This is a genomic window from Lentzea sp. NPDC051838, from assembly GCF_040681245.1.
Classification (GTDB): domain Bacteria; phylum Actinomycetota; class Actinomycetes; order Mycobacteriales; family Pseudonocardiaceae; genus Lentzea.
Window position 1 is genome coordinate 189,100 of sequence record NZ_JBFAYI010000001.1, and the last position, 19,074, is coordinate 208,173.

The window sequence follows — 19,074 nt, forward strand, 5'->3', positions numbered from 1 at the left end:
GCGAATTCCGCGACGAGTGTTGTTGCCGGGCGTTATCGGCGCGACGATGCTCACCGTCGGTGGGCTCGGTGCAGGCGCGATCGTCCGCAGGGACCCGCTGCTGAGCGGCACGGCGCTGAACGCGATGAGGTACGGCCACGGCCACGACCTCGCGTTCATGGTGCTGTTCGTCGGCCTCGGGCTCATGGTGCTGTCGTGGGTGCGGCTCGGCCGCATGGTGCTCAGCGGTGAAGCGGGCGGCCGCGTGGTGGCGATGGCCACCGCGGCCTGGACCACACCCCTGATCATCGCGCCGCCGCTCTACAGCCGGGACGTCTACAGCTACCTGGCGCAGGGCGCGGTGGCGTTGCGCGGCTTCGACCCGTACGCCAAGGGCGCCGCCGTGCTGGACCTGCCGCTGCGGGGCAACGTCGCGGGCCTGTGGCAGGAGACGCCGTCCCCGTACGGGCCGCTGTTCCTGATGCTGGGCAAGGTGACGGTCCGCCTGACGGGCGACAACGTCATCCTCGGCGCCATCTTCATGCGGATCGCCGTGCTCGGCGGTCTCGCGCTGCTCGTCTGGGCCATCCCGAAGCTCACGAAGCACCTGGGCGGCCGCAACAACGTCGCGCTGTGGCTCACGGTCGCCAACCCCGTGGTGCTCGCGCTGGGCGTCGGCGGCGTGCACAACGACATCCTCATGGTCGGCCTCATGGCCGTCGGCGTGGCGTTCGTGCTCGACCACAAGCACCTGCGCGGGTTCGCGTTCATCGCGCTGGCCGTGGCGGTCAAGGCCACGGCACTGCTGGTCCTGCCGTTCCTCGTGTGGGTGTGGGCGGCGAGGCTGAGCGGGTCGGCGCGGCACCGCTTCCTGGTGGCCGCCGGAGCCGGTGGCGCGGCGTTCGTGGTCGTCTTCGCGGCCGCCAGCATGGTCGCGGGGGTCGGCCTCGGCTGGATCGGCGTGCTGAAGTCCCAGACCCCGCTGCTCACCTGGCTCTCGCTGCCCTGCGCGGCGGCGGAGATCCTCTTCTACTCGATCGGCACGCACATCCCCGGCTGGACCCGTGAGGGCTTCCTGGGCTTCTTCCGCGTCGCCGGCATGGTCGCGCTCGCGTACGTGCTGGTCCGGCAGTGGTGGCTCGCGCGCGAAGGCGGTGTGGAGGCGGTCCGGCGCGCGATGCTGGCCCTGCTCGCCGCGTCGCTGCTCGCCCCGTCCGTGCTGCCCTGGTACTTCACCTGGTCGCTGGCACTGGCCGCGGTGTTCGCGTGGAGCAACCGCGGGGTCGCCGTGCTCGGTGGCATCTCGGTCTGGATGACGCTGATCACGCTGCCCGACGGCACCGTCGTCTTCCGCTGGACCTACGACAACATGAACCCGTGGGTGTGGTGGCCGTACCTCGCCGCCACGATCGCGGTCGGCGTGTGGGTCTTCAAGGAGCTCACGAAGCCGCAGCCGGCGCCGCACGAGGTCGAGAACACCGTGGCGAGCATCCCGAGCACCACGAGCCCCAGCACCAGCGTGGGTGGTGCAAGTGGCTGAGCTGGAGAACCGGCTGCTCAGGTTCGCTCCGCTGCTGCTCGGTCTGTCGCTGGTCGTCTACGCCGTCAAGCTCGGCAACCCCGTCAACTGGGGCATGATCGACCTGAAGGTGTACTGGAGCCTGTCGCCGAACGTCCTGAGCGACCAGCTCTACGACATCAACATGCCGTTCACGGCCGACTTCCCGCTGCCGTTCACCTACCCGCCGTTCGCGGCGCTGGCGTTCCTGCCGGTGTCCGCGCTGCCGTGGGTCGCCGCGCGCATCGTGTGGCAGGTCCTGTCGCTGTTCTGCCTGTGGTGGCTGATCCGCACGGCGTTGAAGCTCATCGCCACCAAGGCCGAGCAGGACTACGACGTGAAGTGGCAGCGCCGGGCGTTGCTGTGGACCGCGCTGGCGCTGTGGTTCGAGCCGGTGCGCAAGACCCTCGACTTCGGTCAGATCAACCTGCCGCTGGTCGCCGGCGTGTTCGCCGCGATGATTGCGGTCCGGCAGATCACGGCGGGACTCGGCGTCGGTGTCGGCATCGGCCTCAAGCTGACGCCGGGCATCTCGGTGCTGTACTTCCTGGCCACGCGCAAGTTCACCGCCGCGGTGTGGTCGGCCATCGGCTTCGCCATCACCGTCGCACTGGGCTTCCTGGTGTCCGCCAAGGACTCCTGGCGCTACTGGTTCGAGCTGCTCGGCGCGGCCGACCGGGTCGGCCCGGTGGGGTCGGCGATCAACCAGTCGCTGCGCGGCGCTCTGTCGCGGTCGTTCGGCTACGACGTGAAGATGGGCTGGCCGTGGCTGCTCGCGGTCGCCGTGTCGGCCGTGCTCACGTTCTTCGCCCTGCGCGCCGCGGTCCGGGCGAACGACCAGCTGGCCGCCGTGGTCGTCGTGCAGACGTTCGGGCTGCTCGTCTCGCCCATCTCGTGGAGCCACCACTGGCTGTGGATGATCCCGGCCGTGCTCTGGATGGTCTACGGCGCCCAGCACCGCGCCCGCGTGGTGCTCGCCTGGGCGTGGGTCGTCGTCATGGTCACGGACATCATCTCGATCCTGATCGAGCTGCAGCCGACCATCTGGGAGATCCCGAGGCCGTGGCCGCTCGCCCTGCTCGGCTGGGTGTACCCGGCGCTGGGCCTGGCCTTCCTCGCGGCGGCGCCGGCCATGCTGCGCACTGAACAACGCACGGGAGTGGCGCTGTGAAGCTGGAAAAGCGGCTGCTGGCGATCGCGCCGTGGCTGCTGCTGGTCTCCGTGGCGGTCCGGACCGTGGTCATCGTCAGCGGGTTCGGCAACGAGACGCTCGACCTGCGCGTGTACTGGGTGCTCGCGCCGCACGTGCTCGAAGGCGACCTGTACCGGGTGTTCTCGCCGTTCTCGCCGCCGGACTTCCCGCTGCCGTTCACCTACCCGCCGTTCGGCGCGCTGGTGTTCCTCCCGATGACGTGGATGTTCTGGGGCCTCGCGCAGTGGACCTGGCGCCTCATCTCGTTGCTGTGCCTGTACTGGATCGTGCGGGTGGCGTTGCGGCTCGTCGCGGGCGAGTCCTGGACCGTGGACGCCAAGCTGTGGCGGCGGCGGTCGATCCTGTGGACCGCGGTGCTGCTGTGGATGATGCCGGTGTTCCACACGTTCCAGTTCGGTCAGATCAACCTTGTGCTGGTGGCGATCGTGCTGGCCGCGATGGTGGCGCGCAGCGACAAGCTCGCCGGTGCGGGGATCGGCCTGATGGCCGGTGTGAAGCTCGTCCCGGCGATCTCGGGCCTGTACTTCCTCGCCACGCGCCGGTGGATGGCCGCGGTGTGGTCGTTCGTCGCGTTCGCCGCGAGCGTCGGCCTCGGTTTCCTGGTCGACTTCCAGCAGTCCAAGACGTACTGGTTCGAGCTGCTCGGCGCGGCGGACCGGGTCGGCCCGATCGCGACCGCGCACAACCAGTCGCTGCGCGGGGCGTTGTCCAGGTCTCTGGGCTACGACGTCGAGATGTCCCTGCCGTGGATCATCGCGGCGGTCGTCGCGGTGTTGCTGGCGCTGGTCGCGCTGCGGGCGGCGGTCCGGGCGAGCGACGCGCTGATCGGCGTGCTGACCGTGCAGTTCCTCGGGTTGTTGCTGTCACCGATCTCGTGGGACCACCACTGGGTGTGGGTGGCGCCGCTGCTGATCTGGCTCGTGTACTCGGGCATCGCCCCGTGGGCGCGGAACACGCTGCTGGTGCTGTGGGTGCCGGTCATGTTCTTCGACCTGATCTCGTTCCAGCTCGACCGGCAGCCGACGATCTGGACGATCAGCCGCCCCGGCTGGCTGTCAGCGATCGGCTGGGCCTACCCGGCGTTCGCGCTGGTCACGCTGGTGGTGGTCGCGATCGTCCTGCGCGGTTCCGGCCGTTCGACGGCCGAGAAGAACAGCGCCGAACCGATCAGCGCCATCGGGTAGACGAGGTAGCCGAACCGGCTGGCCGGCATCAGCAGGATCGCCGCGCCCATACCGGCGACCACCCGCCACAACGCGTCCGCGACAGTGGCGGGACGACGCAGGACCAGCCACGCCACCACGGCGAGCCCGGCCACGACCAGCAACGCCAGCGCGGCGACGTGCCCGGCGGGGCCCAGTTCGGTGAGCAGGTGGCCGGGGAACGGGCTCGACGCTGGTGAGGCGACCTGCGCGCCACCCGTCGGGAACCGGATGGCGTGCTCGACGAACGCGCCTGGATCGACCAGCACCACGGGCAGGTTGAACCCGGCCAGCGCGGCCGCGAACATCGCGATGTGCTTGCGCCCCAGCATGAACACGACGAGCACGACGATCGCGGGCAGTGCGATGAGCTTGATGCTCACCACGGCCGCGGCCAGCACCGCGGCCCAGCAGTGGCGTTTCGTGATCACCAGGGTGGCGGTGAGGCCGATCAGCGCGAGCACCGCGATGTCCTCGCCCGACGTGGTGGCGGTCAACATCGTCAACGGGCTGACCGCGGCGAACTGGGCGGCGAGAACCGGGATGCGCGGCCGGCCGAGCAACCGCAGGCTCAGCACCACGGCGGCCACCGCGACCAGGCCGAACATGATCCGGGCGTCGGTGAGCGGTGAGTCGCCGAACAGTGCCCTGGGCAGCCCGAACACCGTCATCAGGGGACCGTACGGGGTGTAGTCGTTCACGTCCGGAGCCCTGCCGAGGCCCGTCACGTCCACGTACGGCGTGCCGTGGGCGAGCAGCAGGCGAGCGGAGCGTTCGATCACCCAGACGTCCGGCTGCGCGCTCCACGTCCACGGCGTGCCGCTGAAGTCCTCCGCGGCGGCGTCGCGGTGGAAGACCAGCACCCCGAGCGGGGCGACGGTGCCGAGGCCCAGCGCGAACCAGAGCGCGAGCCTGTGGCTGAACACCGCGAACGCCCCGGCGCCCAGGAAGGCGATGACGGCGAAGGCACCCCACAGGCGGTAGCCGTAGAACTCCGAGGTCATCGTCGTGATGAGCGCGAACCCGGCGAAAGCCAGGTAGAGCACGCTGTGCAGCGATGATCGCAGGTGGTCCAGCATCGGGTGACCGCGCCTCTCGTCGAACTGTCCGATGTGGACGAGAGTGCTGGTCGGGAGGGGTGTGCCGGATCAGCTCGAAGGCCGCGAACCGCTGGCCTGTCAGGTAGTGGAGATGGTGCGCCTCAACCGTTCGGCCGAGGTCAACCGGCCACCACGTGCGCGCGGAACGCCCAGGCGACGACCTCCACCCGGTTGCGCGCGTTGATCTTGGCCTGCACCGACGCCAGGTAGGACTTGATCGACGAGACGGACAGCTGCAGCTCCGAGGCGATCTCCGCGTTGCTCAGCCCTCGCGAGACGTGCCGCACGACGTCGAGCTCGCGGTCGGTGAGCAGGCCCGCGTCGACGTCCGGCACCTTCGGGGCGCTGCGGCCGAGCACTCGCAGCACGACGGAAGGCGACACCAGCACGTCGCCCCGCGCGGCCGAGCGGATCGCCTCGACGAGCAGCGCCGGGCTGGCGTCCTTGGTGAGGAACCCGCACGCGCCGTTGTCCAACGCCTGGTGCAGCACCTCGTCCGTGTCGAAGGTGGTGACGACGACGATGCGGGTGTGCGGCGCGAGCTGCCGGGTTACCTCGAGGCCGTCCAGCCCGGGCATGCGGACGTCGACCAGGCACACGTCCGGGCTCAGCGCGCGGGCTCGTTCGACCGCGCTGACGCCGTCCGCGACGTCGGCGACCACGGTGATGTCCTGGTGCGACTCGAGAATGAGCCGGAAGCCCGTCCTGACCATGTCCTGGTCCTCGGCGATGAGCACGGAGATCACGCGTGCACCGCCAGCGGCAGTTCGGCCGTCACGAGCCAGCCGTCACCCGTGGCGCCGGCGAAGAACCGGCCGCCCAGCTCGCTGACCCGTTCCTTCATGCCCACCAACCCGAATCCTCCTGAATGCGCCGGCCTCGTCGTGCCGTTGTCCACAACGGACAGCAGCACAGCCGTTGCGGTGAGCCGCACTTCGACCTCCACGTCGGTGACGTCGTGGGCGTGTTTGCGGGTGTTCGTCAGTGCTTCCTGCACCAGGCGCAGCACCGACCGCCCCAGTTCCGGCCTCACGTCCTGCGGCAGTTCGATGGACGCGCGCACCGGCAGCCCTGATTTTTCCACCAGTGCTTTGAGATCCGCGGAGAGGTCGCTGGTTCCGGGTGTCGCCTCGGCGTCGCGCAGTGCTCGGACCATCGCGCGCATCGCTCCCAACGCGTCCGTGCCGCCGTTCACGATGCCGGGCAGCATCCCGCACGCGGCGTCTTTGTCCCCATCGGACACGATGACCGCGGCCTGGGCCTGCACCAGCATTCCCGTCACGTGGTGGGCCACGACGTCGTGCAGCTCGCGCGCCATGTCGAGGCGTTCCTCCCGGCGCACCCGCTCCTCCTCGGCGGCCGCCAACTGGGCCTGTGTCCGGTCGCGCACCCGGAGGAGATATCCCAGCGCGACCGCGGCGACCGTTCCGAGCACGACGCTCGGGACCGCGGTGGGAAGCTCGTACTGGACCGTCCGGACGTAGGTGGAGAAGACGGACACGGCGAACAGGGCTGCGGTGCAGATCGCGGCGGTGAGCGGGGTCGCCGTCCACACCAGCACCACGACCAGCACCATCCCGGCGAGTGCCTCGGAGACGGTCAGCGGCCCGTGGTCGAACCGCATCGGCTCGGCGAGCCCGCCGTACTGGAGGTCGCCCGTCTTCCACGGGAACGGGGCCAGGATCGTGACGGCGAGGATGCCCGCGCACGCGAACACGGTCGCGGTCACGTGGTGATGTGCGAAGGCCGCCGCCACGACCACCACCGCGATCAGCGCGGGCACCACCCACTGCTGCCCGCCCCACGGCTGTGGCCCGTACACCAGCTGGATGCCGTACACGGCGATGACCAGGGTGGCGACGATCCAGTGACGGCGATAGCCAAGCATGATCGCGATCGTAGGAGGACCGGGCGGCGCTCGCTCTCCGTCTTCCGGCCGAGGGACTGGCCGATCGGCTAGGCGCTGAACCTCGCGGTCAGGTCCGCGGGCACGCCGGTTTCGAAGACGACCAGCTCGTTGGAGCCTGCTTTCAGCGCCTCTCGGAGTACGTGCAACGGCGTGCGGGACCCGTAGTGGCCGAGATCGTGCCCGTTCACCCACACCACGCCGCAGCCCCACCCCGACGTGTCGAGGACCAGGTCGTCCGGCTCGTGGGTGGTGAACGTGGCGCGGCGGAACACCGGGCCGCTCACCGGGACGTTGCGGTCCGGCCGCACGGTGACCGGCCTGCCGAGGAGCAGCGGCATGACGTCCCAGCCGGTCACGGGCGTGCCGTCGAGGGTGACGTCCGCGAGGCCGGTGCCCTCCGCGAGGATCGTGAGCTCGCCGTTCGCGTCCCTGAGGGACACCGCGCGGTCGTTGAGCTCGCTGTGCAGGACGCCGACGGGCTGGCCGTTCAGGAAGATCGACGTGCGGTCGCTGATCTCGCCGAACCGGACGACGGCAGCGTGCGGTGCGCTGATGGTGGTGCGCAGCAACGACATCCGGCCGTCCAGCGCGGGCAGGAGCAGGTGGTGGCGCCACGTGCCCCACTGCTCGGGCCTGTCGAGGAGCGGTACGGGTCGCCCAGCGGCACAGAGAACGAGCGGGCGGGTGCTTCGAGCAGCACGGCGGGGACCTCCTTCGGGAAACCAGAGGCTAACCGCACTCAACGTATTCAATCAAGAATCAACATTGTCATTCGGCTTGATCTACGTCATCCTCGCCGTCGGCACTGTCGACGGGCTTGGGATCGGGCGGTATGAAGTCAACAGGATCGAACAGCACGGCCGAGGCCTTCGCGGGGCTGCACGGCGTGGCCCCGGCCGGGGTGTGGTCGGCGCCGGGCCGGGTCAACCTCATCGGCGAGCACACGGACTACAACGACGGCTTCGTGCTGCCGTTCGCGATCCCGCAGCGCACCTGGGTGGCCGCGGCGCCGCGCTCGGACGGCTTGATCACGTTGGCGAGCGTCGTGGACGGTTCGGTGGTCACGGCGCAGCCGCTGGACCTCGCGTCGCTCGCGCCCGGCGTCGAGGGGTGGGCCGCGTATCCCGCCGGTGTCGCGTGGGTGTTGCGGCAGCAGGGGATCACCGGTGGCGCGGACCTGGTGATCGACGGGGACGTGCCGCACGGGTCTGGCCTTTCGTCGTCGCACTCGCTGGAGGTGGCGACGGCGCTGGGGTTGCTGGGGTTGGCGGGGGTGGAGGCGTCTGCGGCCGACATCGCGAAGTGGGTGCAGCAGGCCGAGAACGACTTCGTGGGCGCGCCGACGGGGTTGCTCGACCAGACGGCGTCTTTGTGTTGCACGGCAGCACATGCGTTGTTCCTGGACGTGCGGTCGGGCCAGCAGGAGCAGGTGCCGTTCGACGCGGCTCGGCACGGGCTGGAAGTGCTCGTGATCGACACTCGGGTGAGCCACTCGCTGGTGACCTCGGGGTATGCCGAACGTCGTGCGGGCTGTGAGGAGGCGGCGCGGCTGCGCGGTGTGGCCGCGGTGCGCGATCTGGACACCGAGGCCGGGTTGCCTGATGAGTTGCAGCCGCTGGTCCGGCACGTGATCACCGAGAACGCGCGAGTCCTGGACACCGTTGCGCTGCTTCGATCCGATCGGTACGAGGAGATCGGGCCGCTGCTGAGCGCCTCGCACGCGAGCCTGCGCGACGACTACCGGGTGTCGTGCCCCGAGTTGGACGTCGCCGCGTCGGCCGCTGAGAAGGCCGGTGCGCTGGGTGCGCGGATGATCGGTGGCGGGTTCGGCGGTTCCGCGATCGCTCTCGTGCCGGCTCCGCTGCGTGCGGACGTCGAGCAGGCGGTGTTGGAAGCCTTTGCCGCGCAAGGGTTTGGTGCGCCGCGCATGTTCACCGCGATTCCAGCGGCGGGAGCCGGCCGGGACCTGTGACGTCGGGCAGCCTGATGGTGACCTTGAGACCGCCGGCTGTTCTCGGTGTGAGGTCCAGGGTTCCGTCGTGGGCGCGGACGACGCTCGCCACGATCGCCAGCCCCAGCCCGGCGCCGGCGTGCTCGGGTTGGCGGGTGCGTTCGGCGCCGCGCTGGAACGGCTCGGTGAGGGTCTGCGGGTCTACCGTGAGATTTTGACCGGTGTTCTCGACGCGCAGCACGCTCTCGCCGGGCAGCTGTGAGGTGTGGACCGTGATGGTGCCGCCGTCGACGTTGTGGACTATCGCGTTCTGGACGAGGTTCGTGACCATCCGCAGCAGCAGCTCCGCGGACCCGGCTGTCCTGGTGGCGTCGCCGGTGACGTCGAGGGTGATTTCGCGCTGTTCGGCGAACGGGAGCAGGGTTTCGGCGGCTTCCTCGGCGACCAGCGAGAGGTCGACCGTCGTGCGGGTGAAGGTGCCGCTGTCGCTGCGGCTGAGCAGCAGGAGTGCCTCGGTGAGGTCGATCGCGCGCTTGTTCACCACGTGGAGGCGGTCGATCTGTTCGGGGCTGGGATCGTGGCGGGCGACGTCCAGCAGCGACTGGGTGATCGCCAGCGGTGTGCGCAGCTCGTGGGAGGCGTTGGCGGCGAACCGTCGTTGCTCGGCGACGTGGGACTCGAGCTGTTCGAGCATGGTGTCGAACGTGTCGGCGAGCTCGCGGAACTCGTCGTTGCGGCCGGGCAGGCCGACCCGGTGTGAGAGCTCGCCTTTCGCCGCCAGCCGCGCGGTGTCGGCGATGCGGTTGAGCGGGTCGAGCATGCGGCCCGCCAGGAACCATCCTCCGGCGAGGCCGAGCGCGAGCAACGCGGCCAGTGCCAGCGCGGCGGGTGGGGCGAAGGTGCGCCAGAGGAGGTACTGGTTGGGGGCGATGCCGAGGAGGCCCTGGTCGGTGTCGGGGACGAAGCGGAGCAGGTACGTCCAGACGAGGATCAGCAGGACCGCGCCGGTGACGAGGACGAGACCGGCGTAGCTGAGGGTGAGTTTGAGGCGGGCGCTGATCCCAGAACGCCGGGTCACGTGTCGATCCGGTAGCCGACGCCCGGCACCGTGGCGATGATCCACGGTTCGCCGAGCCGTTTGCGCAGCGCCGAGACCGTGATCCGGACGGCGTTGGTGAACGGGTCCGCGTTCTCGTCCCACGCCCGCGCCAGCAGCTCCTCGGCGCTGACCACGCCGCCCTCCGCCGCGACGAGCACCTCGAGCACCGCGAACTGCTTGCGGGTGAGCGCGACGTAGCGGTCGTCGCGGAACACCTCGCGGCGGAACGGGTCCAGCCGCAGCCCGGCCAGCGAGCGGACCGGGGGCCTGGCGTGGGCGCGCCTGCGGTCCAGGGCGCGCAACCGCAGGACGAGTTCGCGGAGCTCGAACGGTTTGGTGAGGTAGTCGTCGGCGCCGAGCTCGAAGCCGGAGGCCTTGTCGTCGATGCGGTCGGCCGCGGTCAGCATGAGGATCGGCATGCCGCTGCCGGACGCGACGATCCGGCGCGCGACCTCGTCTCCGGACGGGCCGGGGATGTCGCGGTCCAGCACCGCGATGTCGTAGGAGTTGAGGCTCAGCAACGAAAGCGCGGTGTCGCCGTCGCCCGCGATGTCGGCTGCGATCGCCTCCAGCCGCAGGCCGTCCCTGACCGCTTCGGCCAGGTAGGGCTCGTCCTCCACGATCAGTACGCGCATACCGGCAGCCTAGGGACAACGCGCCACCAGCGGTACGACAGCAGCGCGGCAAGGCCGGCGCCGGTCGTGTTGAGCAGCACGTCGTCCACTGAGGACACCCGGTCGAGCAGCAGCGCGTACTGCGCCACCTCGATCAGGACCGAGCACGACAACGCCAGCAGCAGCACCCGCCCCAGTGACGCCATCCCGGGGAACCGCAACGGCACGAAGAACCCTAGCGCGAAGAAGATCAGCAGGTTGCCGATGATCTGACCGCGGTCCATCGCCAGGAGGTCCGCGAACGGCACGAGGCTCAGCACGCCGTGTTTGCCGAGTTCGTTGCCCGGCAACAGGGTCATCCACACCCACGGCACCGTCCCGTGGACCAGGCCGACCTCGGCAACGGCCGTCCTCCAGGGCGACGGAGCACCGCGCACCTTCCGCCGCCATCCCACCAAGACCGCCACCAGCACCGCCACCGGCAACGAGAGCACGGTGAGAGCGACGATCCCGGTGTACGTACCGAACCACGCGTACCAGCTGTTGAGCACGGACCGAAGTCAAGACGCACGACGGTTGCCAGGGCGTATGCGGTTTTCGATATGCCCGCGATATGTCACGCACACGGCGGCGAGTACGCGGCGGAGTCGAACTGCTGCGCCCACTCGTCCCGGGTGACGTGCTGGCCGGCCAGCGAGCAGATCCGTTGCGCCACCGCGTCGACATCGGTGTCCCACAACCGCATGTGCCCGCCGGACGCAGTCACCACACCGCGGCTGTCGGCGGTGAACAGGCCGGTGCCGAGGCCGGATCCCGGCTGGGTGAGCGCGGCCCAGGTCGTGGCGGAGCGGAGGTCCCAGAGGCGGATCGTGCCGTCGGCCGCCGCAGTGGCGAGGAGACGGCCGTCCGGACTGAGGTCCGCGACGCCGACCTGGTTGGTGTGCCCGGTGAGCCGGACCGACGCGGTTCCCGGCCGCCAGAGGCGGACCGACCAGTCGTGGCTGGTGCTGATCACCGTGCCGTCCGGGGCGTGGCGGACGGCGGCGACCGCTTCGGTGTGGTCGGTGTGGTGTGCGATCTGCCGCGGACTCGAAGGAACCGAGACGTCCCACAACCGGACGCCGTGGTTGGTGTCGCCGGTGACGAGCCGGGTGCCGTCGGGGCTGAAGTCGAGTGCGTTGACGTTGCGGAAGTTCTCCCGCAACGGCACGAGTTTTCGCGGGGCCGTCGGGTCCGCGAGGTCCCACAGCATCGCGACGCCGCTGTTGTCGCCGGTGGCGAGGAGCGTGCCGTCGGGGCGCAGGGCGGCGGTGACGACCTCTTCGTCGATCATGTCGAGCCGGTGCAGGAACCGCGGCGCGCGCGGGTCGGCGATGTTCCACAGCACGACGTCGTGGTCGTACGCCACAGTCGCCATGATCTTCTTGTCGTCGCTGATCACGGCGGTGCCCACGGACGCGACGTGGTGCGCCGGGAGCGTGCTGAGCCTGCCGAGACCCGCGTCCCAGAGCGTGATCGCGGTGCCTGCGGACGTGGCGAACAGCTGACGGTCACGGCTCGTGCCGATCAGCGCCAGCTGTCCGGAAACCGTCACCATCGGGTCGTGCCACAGGTGGAACGAGCCCGCGATGCCACCCGCCGCGAGCGTGCGGCCGTCGTGGCTGAAGGCGACGCTGAGCACGCGGTTGGGGTGTCGCAGCCGGATGAGCTCGGCCCGCGTGGTGACGTCCCAGACGCGGGCCATGCGGTCGTTGCCCGCGGTGGCGAGCCTGGTGCTGTCCGGGCTGAACGCGAGCCCCCACGCCAGCGAGGACATGCCGGCGAGCGGCTCGGCGGGACCGAACCCGCCGGGTGAGTCCTTTGTGGACAGCCAGGTCTGGCCGTCGTTGTTGGCCAGCGCGAGAAACCGTCCGTCGGGGCTGAACGTGGCTCTGCCGAAGGTGTGCCGCGGACAGGGGACCACCGCTCCCGGCAGTCCCGTGGCCAGGTCCCACAACCGCGCCCGGGAGCCGCTGTGGGCGGTGAGCAGAGTGTTGCCGTCCGGGCTGACGGCCACTGCGGTGCCGATGTCCTGCTCGTCGCGCATCGTCCTGATCAGGCGCGGCGAGCCCGTGACGTCCCAGACCTGGGCCACACCGTCGGTGCTGGTCGTCACCAGCCGCGCGCCGTCGGCGGTGAACGCCGCGCCGCGCACCGGTGCGCGGTGGCCGGACAGCGAGGCGAGACGGGCGGGTGCGGCGGGGTTCGAGACGTCCCACAGCACAGGGGTCGTGCCGGTGGCGGCGACGAGGGTGCGGTCGTGGAACGCGAGCTGCCAGACCTTGTCCTCGGCACGGGGGAGAGTGCCGAGGGGCTCCTGGCGCCGAGGGTTCGTGGCGTCCCACAGCTCGATCACGCCGTCACTGGTGCCGACCGCGAGCACCTCGTCGTCGGTGCTGTAGGCGACCGCCTCCACCCAGTCGCCCGCCGAGTGGAACCTGCTGGCGAACGGCGTGCCCGAACTGAGTACCGCGCCCCGAGTCTCCACGGTGGACTTGCGCTGGTACGCGGCGAGCGCGAACTGCATTGCGAGCGCCGGGTTGGTCGCCCGCAGCTCACCGGCACGTCCCGCGACCTTCTGCGCCACAGCCACATCACGTTGGTTCGCCGCCTCCTTCTGCTGCCACAGCGCGGCTCCAGTGGCCGCGGCCGCGAGCAGCACCAGCACGCTCAGCAGTGCCACCAATCGGCGCAGGCGGCGGACACCGCGCTGCTGTTCCCGTTTGCCCGCACGGAGGAAGTCGCGTTCCGACGCCGTCAGCTCGTCGGGGTGATCAGCCGCCCAGGCACGAGCCACCGCGAGCGCCGCGCCCTGGTACAGCAGCTTCGGTGCACGCGCGTGGTTCTCCCACTCGTCAGCGGCCTCGGACAGCCGTTGGCGTGCCAGGAGTCCGATGCGGTCGGCCTCGATCCACTCGCGCAGCCGGGGCCACGCGGTCAGCAGTGCCTCGTGGGTGATCTCGACGGTGCCGGTGCCGGCGGTGAGCAGCCGGGCCCGGATGAACGCCGTGAGCACGGAGTGGCCGCTCAGCTGCGAGAAGTCGGCGCGGGCACGGGTTTGCCCGTGCCGGTCGACGCGCACGAGCCGCAGCAGCAACCGTCGTGCGATCGCCTGCGAGTGTTCGTCGAGGCCGGTGAAGGTGCGTTCGGCGGTGTTCGCGACGGCCTCGTGGATGCCGCCGGTCAGCTGGTACCCGGCTACGGTCAGCTGACGGCTGTCGCGGTTCTGCCACGTCGTCAGCAACGCGTGGCCCAGCAACGGCAACGCGCCAGGATCGTAGGAACCTGAGCGTCCACCGAGGTCTCGGACCAGCAGCTCGACGAGGCCCTGCTCGATGCCGAGCCCCGCCAGCCGGGCGGGCTGCACGATCGCGGCCCGCAGCTCGTCCGGCCCGAGCGGACCGAGCGCGACCTGACCGTCCTGCAACGACGGCACCAGGTCCGGACAGGACAGCAGCTGACCGTAGAAGTCGGCCCGCACACCGAGAACGACAGCGGCCTTGGGTTCGCCGGACGCCAACCCGCACAGCTCGGCCACGAATTGCTCTCGCTGCCGTTCGTCGGGGCACAGCGTGAACGTCTCCTCGAACTGGTCGACGATCAGCACCATCCCGTCCGCGGACCCGATGGAAGCGAGCTGGGCGGCAAGTGCGCCCAGCGGGTCGGAGGTCGGCGTGAACACCCGCACCGGCCAGTCCCGCGATCCGGCCGCGGGCAGCACCCCGCGGGCCAGCGCGGGCACCAGACCGGCCCTGAGCAGCGACGACTTGCCCGCACCCGACGGTGCCACCACGATCACCGGCCCGCCCGCGAGCCACCGCTGACCCAGCCGGTCCACCAGAGCGGCGACCGCGCGTTCCCGGCCGAAGAACCACCGCGCGTCCTCCGCGTCGAACGCCGCCAGCCCTCGGTAGGGGCACTGGTCGCCGGAGACCTGCAACGGGATCACGACCTCGGGCGGCAACAGGTCGGTGAGCGCCCCGTCCGCGTCCAGCGCCTCGTCACAGCGCTGGGCGACGTCGGGCGTGGCCGGCTTGTCGCCGTTCTCGATCTTGCTGAGGTAGCTCTTGCTGTAGTGCGTCAAGCGAGCGAGACCTGCCAGGGACAGGTCTCGCTTGGTCCGCCATCTGCGCAGCTCGGTGCCGAAGTCCATCAACGCCGAAAGTTACGGGTGAGTCCGCGCCCCAGCACTCCGTTTGGACGCGAACTCACCCCAACGTGTCTCAGCTCTTGAAGTGGATGAAGTTCTCCACGGCGCTCGCCTTGATCCAGCGCGATCCGTAGTTGTGGCTGCCGCCCTTGTTGTACTCCTCCAGGAAAACCTCATTTCCCTTCACCTGAGCGACCCACGCGACGTGCCCGAACTCGCCGGAGTTCCACTGCGCGACTGCTCCGACGGCAGGGTTGTCGTTGACCTTCAGCCCGATCTTGCGCGCGGCGTCGTCCCAGTTCTTCGCGTTGCCCCAGTGGGTCTTCCAGTGGTTGTGGAACGGGATGCCGAGGCGTTCACGGATCCTCCACGCCACGAACGACACGCACTCGCGTTTGTAGAAGTTCCACTGGTCCGGGTCGTGCCACGAGCCGTTCTTGTGGGGGTAGTCGTCGGCGAGTTGTCCATCCAGAACGGCGGTCTTCGTCAACGCGTCCGGACGCTTCCAGGCGTGGAGAAGCGAGACGGTGCGCACGGGCTCGATGACGTGGTCGCCGGTCGCGCAGCGGATGGGCTTGGACCCGACGCCGGGGAAGTACTCGACGATCGAGCCGGCGGTGGCGAAGCAGCGGTCGGCGATGATGTTGAGCGGTTTGGACTCGTGCCCGATGCAGATCCAGGGGCCGCGTTGGACGCGGATGCCTCCCGCGACCCCCGCGCACGGGTGGCTGGCCGCCGACGCGGTGAGCGGGGTGAGCACGGACGCGGCGACCGCGACGGCCACTCCGATCCGAGTGAGTGCGTTCATCTCGATGCCCTTCTGCGTTCGATCAGTGACTGGCTGTCACTTCCGAGCATCGGAGCGCCGCGACCGGGCCGTCGAGGGGTTGACCGTCTCCCTTTGCGCTGGTCAACGCAGGTACACGCGTGTGAGGCACGACACTGTAGAAACGATAGCGCTAACCAGAAGTTAGTGCGAGGCTCTCGCGTGCACAGACCGAGTGAAAGGTGCACGAGATGCTCAACCGACGCTCACTCATCACCAGCGGCAGCACCGCCGCGTTCGGAGCCATGGCGCTCGCGGCCGTCACGGGAGGCACCGGGGTCGCCGAGGCCGCGGCGCCCGCCGGGTACTCGCCGTGGACGCCGCTGCCCGACCCGTCCGCGACGCCGGTGCCCAACCCGCCGTTCGCCAAGGACCTGACCGGCACCGAGCGGCGCAACCTGGAGACGTTCGACGAGCTCGACTTCGACGTCTTCAGCCACCAGAAGTGGGCGCGGCTGGGGGAGAGCCACGCCCGCACGATCCGCGTGCACTGGCCCGACGGGCACTACACCGACGGCATCGACCGTCACATCGTGGACCTCAAGGCGCTGTTCGTCTGGGCGCCGGACACCCGCATCGAGTCGCACTACCTGCGCGTCGCGAACGGCGGGCTGACCGCGGTCGCCGGAGTCATGAAGGGGACGTTCACGCGGCCGATGCCCGACGGCAAGGGTGGTCTCATCCAGCCGACCGGGAAGCGGTACGCGGTCAACATGGCGACCGTCGGGCTGTGGAACCGGCGCGGCACCATGGACGAGGAGTTCCTGTTCTGGGACAACCAGACGTTCTTCGCGCAGATCGGTCTGGGCTGATCACCGCGCCGACCACCGCTGGCCGGGCGTGCCGCGACAGGCGACGGGCCGCACCACCGACCCGTCGGCTGTCCCGGCGGCCCACCGTCCGGGGAGAGCACGAACCCCGACTCCCAGAGCTGGCTCGGCGCACCGCTGCAGTCCCGGAGCACCATCGACGAGTCGAGGCAGCGCAACGACAGCGGGTTCGACAGCACGGCAGCACCAACAGGCTTGGCGGGCTTCAGGCTGCCCGGCACCGATTCGAGCGCCGCCGCCCACCGGGACGCCATGTTCGCGTAGCCCGCCGCGTTCGGGTGCAGGCCGTCGTCCAGGTCGGCCGCGGCGAACCCGGTGTGCATGTCGACGAGATGAGTCCGCGGACCTCGCTGCGCCACGATCGCCGGCAGTGCCGCGTTGAACGCCCGCACGCGCGCCTCCAGCACCTCGTAGTCGGGAATCGGCGTGACCTGGGCGACGAACACCTCGGCCAGCGGTGCCAGTGAGCGGATCCTGTCGATCAACGCGCCGAGCCTCGCCGGAGCGTCAGCCACCTGAAAGTTCTGGTTGAGGTCGTTCGTACCCGCGTGCAGCAGCACGGTTCTGGGGTTCGCCCGCCGCACCCACGTGACGATCTGGGCGTCCAGCTGGTCGATCCGGAACCCGGGATGGCCCTCGTGGTCGTGATCGCCGAGCTCGACCGGCCCGTTGGACGCCGAGCCGACGAAGTCGACCCGATGCCGCCGCCACAGTTCGACCCGGTAGCCGCCGGGAACGGTGAACCCGTGGGTGATCGAGTCGCCGAGGGGCATCACCCGCACGCCGCCGTTGGACTCGGTGCGCGACGGGCTCGTCAGCACCGCCACGCAGAGTGCCAGGACCAGCGCGATTCGCCACCACACCGATCAAGCCTCGCACGTCAAACGTCAGAACAATCATCCGTTCGACGCGATGTGAGCAACTGTCGGCGCGGTTACGTTGGCCTGACCCTGCATACCCTGCGAAGGAGTCCAACGGTGCGAAGAAGATCCCTGCTCTCCACCGCGTTGACGACACTGGTCGTCGTGGCGTCGATGGTCGTCCCTGCGGCCACCGCTGCCCCGGCCACCGCGCTCGCCGCCCCCGACATCGACGTGGCGGCCGTGAAGGAACACCTGACGCAGTTCCAGACCATCGCCACGAACAACGGCGGCAACCGGCGGTCGACCACCGCCGGCTACCGCGCGTCGGTGGCCTACGTGAAGGGCAAGCTCACCGCGGCCGGCTACACCGTGACCGAGCAGCCCTGTGCTTCTGGCTGCTCCACCGGTGCCGGTCCGAACCTGATCGCCGAGTGGCCGGGCGGCGACGTGAGCAACGTCTACATGTTCGGTGCCCACCTCGACAGCGTGTCCGCGGGTCCTGGCATCAACGACAACGGCTCGGGCTCCGCGTCGATCCTGGCGGTCGCGCTCAAACTCGCCGAGCTGAACCCGTCGATGCTCAACAAGGTCCGCTTCGCCTGGTGGAGCGACGAGGAGCAGGGCCTGCTCGGCTCGCGCTACTACGTCTCGCAGTTGCCGACGAGCGAGCGCCAGAGGATCAAGGCGTACTTCAACTTCGACATGGTCGGGTCGCGCAACGGCGGCTACTTCATCAACAACATCAACTCCACCCAGTCAGCGCCGATGAAGGCGTACTGGGACTCCCTGGGCCTGCAGCCCGAGGAGAACACCGAGGGCCGCAACCGTTCCGACGACGCGTCCTTCACCAACGCGGGCATCCCGGCGTCCGGCTACGCCATGGGTGCCAGCGCGCGCAAGACGGCGGCCCAGGCGACCAAGTGGGGCGGCACGTCCGGCGCCGCGTACGACGCGTGCTACCACTCGTCGTGCGACACCACGACGAACATCAGTGACACGCACATCAACCGTGCGGCCGACGGCATCGCCTACACGTTGTGGGACAGGGCGGTCCAGGGCACGCCGGGCGCGGACTTCTCGGTGGCGGTGTCGCCGACGTCCGGTTCCGTGGCGGCGGGTTCGTCGGTGCAGGCCACCGTGTCGACCCAGACGACGAGCGGCGCGGCGCAGTCCGTGACGTTCTCCGCGTCCGGACTGCCTTCCGGCGCAACGGCTTCGTTCAACCCGTCCTCGGTGACGACCGGCAACAGCTCCACGTTGACGATCAACACCACGACGTCGACGCCGTCGGGCACCTACCCGGTCACGGTGACGGCGGCCGGATCGGTGACCCACACCGCGACCTACACCCTGACGGTCACCGGTGGCCCCGGTGGCGGCTGCACCGGTACCAACCCGAACGACGTCGCCATCCCGGACAACACCACGACGTCCGTGGACAGCGACATCGTGATCTCGGGCTGCACCGCCACGCCGTCGACCGCCGCCAAGGTGGAGGTCCACATCGTGCACACCTACATCGGTGACCTGATCGTCTCGCTGGTTGCACCGGACGGCTCGACCTACTCGCTGCACAACCGTTCCGGTGGCAGCGCCGACAACATCAACCAGACCTACACCGTCAACCTCTCCAGCGAGACCGCCAACGGCACGTGGAAGCTCCGCGTGCGCGACGCGGCGGCCATCGACGTCGGCAAGATCGACACCTGGACGCTCAACCTGAACGGCTGAAAACCGAGTG

General features: G+C 69.8%; 15 protein-coding genes and 1 pseudogene. 6 read left to right on the plus strand and 10 right to left on the minus strand.

Annotated elements, in window-relative coordinates; all coding sequences use genetic code 11:
* Nucleotides 1-16 precede the first annotated feature (16 nt).
* Genes mptB through AB0M24_RS00740 form a run of 3 tightly spaced genes read left to right on the plus strand, consistent with a single transcriptional unit; the run spans nt 17 to nt 3,934 of the window.
* A complete protein-coding gene (gene mptB, locus AB0M24_RS00730; protein ID WP_363761526.1) occupies nt 17-1,519 on the plus strand; it encodes a polyprenol phosphomannose-dependent alpha 1,6 mannosyltransferase MptB in 1,503 nt (500 codons plus the stop codon).
* Nucleotides 1,512-2,708 (plus strand): glycosyltransferase 87 family protein, encoded by a 1,197-nt coding sequence (locus AB0M24_RS00735; protein WP_363758855.1) that lies wholly within the window; start codon nt 1,512-1,514, stop codon nt 2,706-2,708. Before mptB ends, AB0M24_RS00735 begins: the two co-directional genes overlap by 8 nt.
* Complete coding sequence (locus AB0M24_RS00740; RefSeq protein WP_363758858.1) at nt 2,705-3,934, plus strand: glycosyltransferase 87 family protein; 1,230 nt, start codon at nt 2,705-2,707, stop codon at nt 3,932-3,934. Before AB0M24_RS00735 ends, AB0M24_RS00740 begins: the two co-directional genes overlap by 4 nt.
* On the opposite strand, the gene AB0M24_RS00745 is transcribed toward AB0M24_RS00740, so the two are convergent.
* From AB0M24_RS00745 to AB0M24_RS00760, 4 genes are all read right to left on the minus strand, one after another.
* Nucleotides 3,823-5,031, minus strand: a complete 1,209-nt coding sequence (locus AB0M24_RS00745; protein ID WP_363758861.1) for a glycosyltransferase 87 family protein — start codon at nt 5,029-5,031, stop codon at nt 3,823-3,825. The two genes, AB0M24_RS00740 and AB0M24_RS00745, sit on opposite strands and share 112 nt — an antisense overlap.
* A 140-nt stretch (nt 5,032-5,171) precedes the next feature.
* A complete protein-coding gene (locus AB0M24_RS00750) occupies nt 5,172-5,798 on the minus strand; it encodes a response regulator transcription factor (protein ID WP_363758865.1) in 627 nt (208 codons plus the stop codon).
* Nucleotides 5,795-6,940, minus strand: coding sequence for a histidine kinase (locus AB0M24_RS00755; RefSeq protein ID WP_363758868.1), 1,146 nt, complete (start codon nt 6,938-6,940; stop codon nt 5,795-5,797). Before AB0M24_RS00755 ends, AB0M24_RS00750 begins: the two co-directional genes overlap by 4 nt.
* A gap of 68 nt (nt 6,941-7,008) precedes the next feature.
* A complete protein-coding gene (locus AB0M24_RS00760) occupies nt 7,009-7,704 on the minus strand; it encodes a hypothetical protein (protein ID WP_363758871.1) in 696 nt (231 codons plus the stop codon).
* A gap of 89 nt (nt 7,705-7,793) precedes the next feature.
* Here AB0M24_RS00760 and galK point away from each other — a divergent pair, with 89 nt between their 5' ends.
* The gene (gene galK, locus AB0M24_RS00765; RefSeq protein ID WP_363758874.1) at nt 7,794-8,933 is read left to right on the plus strand and encodes a galactokinase; all 1,140 of its coding nucleotides are present in this window, start codon (nt 7,794-7,796) and stop codon (nt 8,931-8,933) included.
* Here galK and AB0M24_RS00770 read toward each other — a convergent pair.
* The 5 genes from AB0M24_RS00770 to AB0M24_RS00790 all read right to left on the minus strand — a co-directional run bounded on the left by AB0M24_RS00770 (nt 8,893) and on the right by AB0M24_RS00790 (nt 15,622).
* Nucleotides 8,893-9,990 carry a HAMP domain-containing sensor histidine kinase gene (locus AB0M24_RS00770; protein ID WP_363758877.1) on the minus strand — a complete coding sequence of 366 codons (1,098 nt, stop codon included), beginning with the start codon at nt 9,988-9,990 and terminating at the stop codon, nt 8,893-8,895. The genes galK and AB0M24_RS00770 overlap by 41 nt on opposite strands.
* Nucleotides 9,987-10,646, minus strand: a complete 660-nt coding sequence (locus AB0M24_RS00775; protein WP_363758880.1) for a response regulator transcription factor — start codon at nt 10,644-10,646, stop codon at nt 9,987-9,989. Before AB0M24_RS00775 ends, AB0M24_RS00770 begins: the two co-directional genes overlap by 4 nt.
* Nucleotides 10,634-11,176, minus strand: a complete 543-nt coding sequence (locus AB0M24_RS00780) for a VanZ family protein (protein WP_363758883.1) — start codon at nt 11,174-11,176, stop codon at nt 10,634-10,636. The genes AB0M24_RS00775 and AB0M24_RS00780 overlap by 13 nt, the downstream gene beginning before the upstream one ends.
* Nucleotides 11,177-11,241: 65 nt before the next feature.
* A complete protein-coding gene (locus AB0M24_RS00785; RefSeq protein WP_363758886.1) occupies nt 11,242-14,817 on the minus strand; it encodes a helix-turn-helix domain-containing protein in 3,576 nt (1,191 codons plus the stop codon).
* Between the two features lie 70 nt (nt 14,818-14,887).
* The gene (locus AB0M24_RS00790; protein ID WP_363758889.1) at nt 14,888-15,622 is read right to left on the minus strand and encodes a CHAP domain-containing protein; all 735 of its coding nucleotides are present in this window, start codon (nt 15,620-15,622) and stop codon (nt 14,888-14,890) included.
* Between the two features lie 209 nt (nt 15,623-15,831).
* On the opposite strand from AB0M24_RS00790, the gene AB0M24_RS00795 reads away from it, so the two are divergent.
* Complete coding sequence (locus AB0M24_RS00795; RefSeq protein ID WP_363758892.1) at nt 15,832-16,452, plus strand: ester cyclase; 621 nt, start codon at nt 15,832-15,834, stop codon at nt 16,450-16,452.
* A 269-nt stretch (nt 16,453-16,721) separates the two neighbouring features.
* On the opposite strand, the pseudogene AB0M24_RS00800 reads toward AB0M24_RS00795, so the two are convergent.
* Nucleotides 16,722-17,243, minus strand: a pseudogene (locus tag AB0M24_RS00800) (SGNH/GDSL hydrolase family protein); the annotation flags it as partial.
* A gap of 204 nt (nt 17,244-17,447) precedes the next feature.
* Between AB0M24_RS00800 and AB0M24_RS00805 the strand changes: the two are divergent.
* Complete coding sequence (locus AB0M24_RS00805; RefSeq protein ID WP_363758895.1) at nt 17,448-19,064, plus strand: M28 family metallopeptidase; 1,617 nt, start codon at nt 17,448-17,450, stop codon at nt 19,062-19,064.
* The last annotated feature ends 10 nt before the right edge of the window (nt 19,065-19,074 follow it).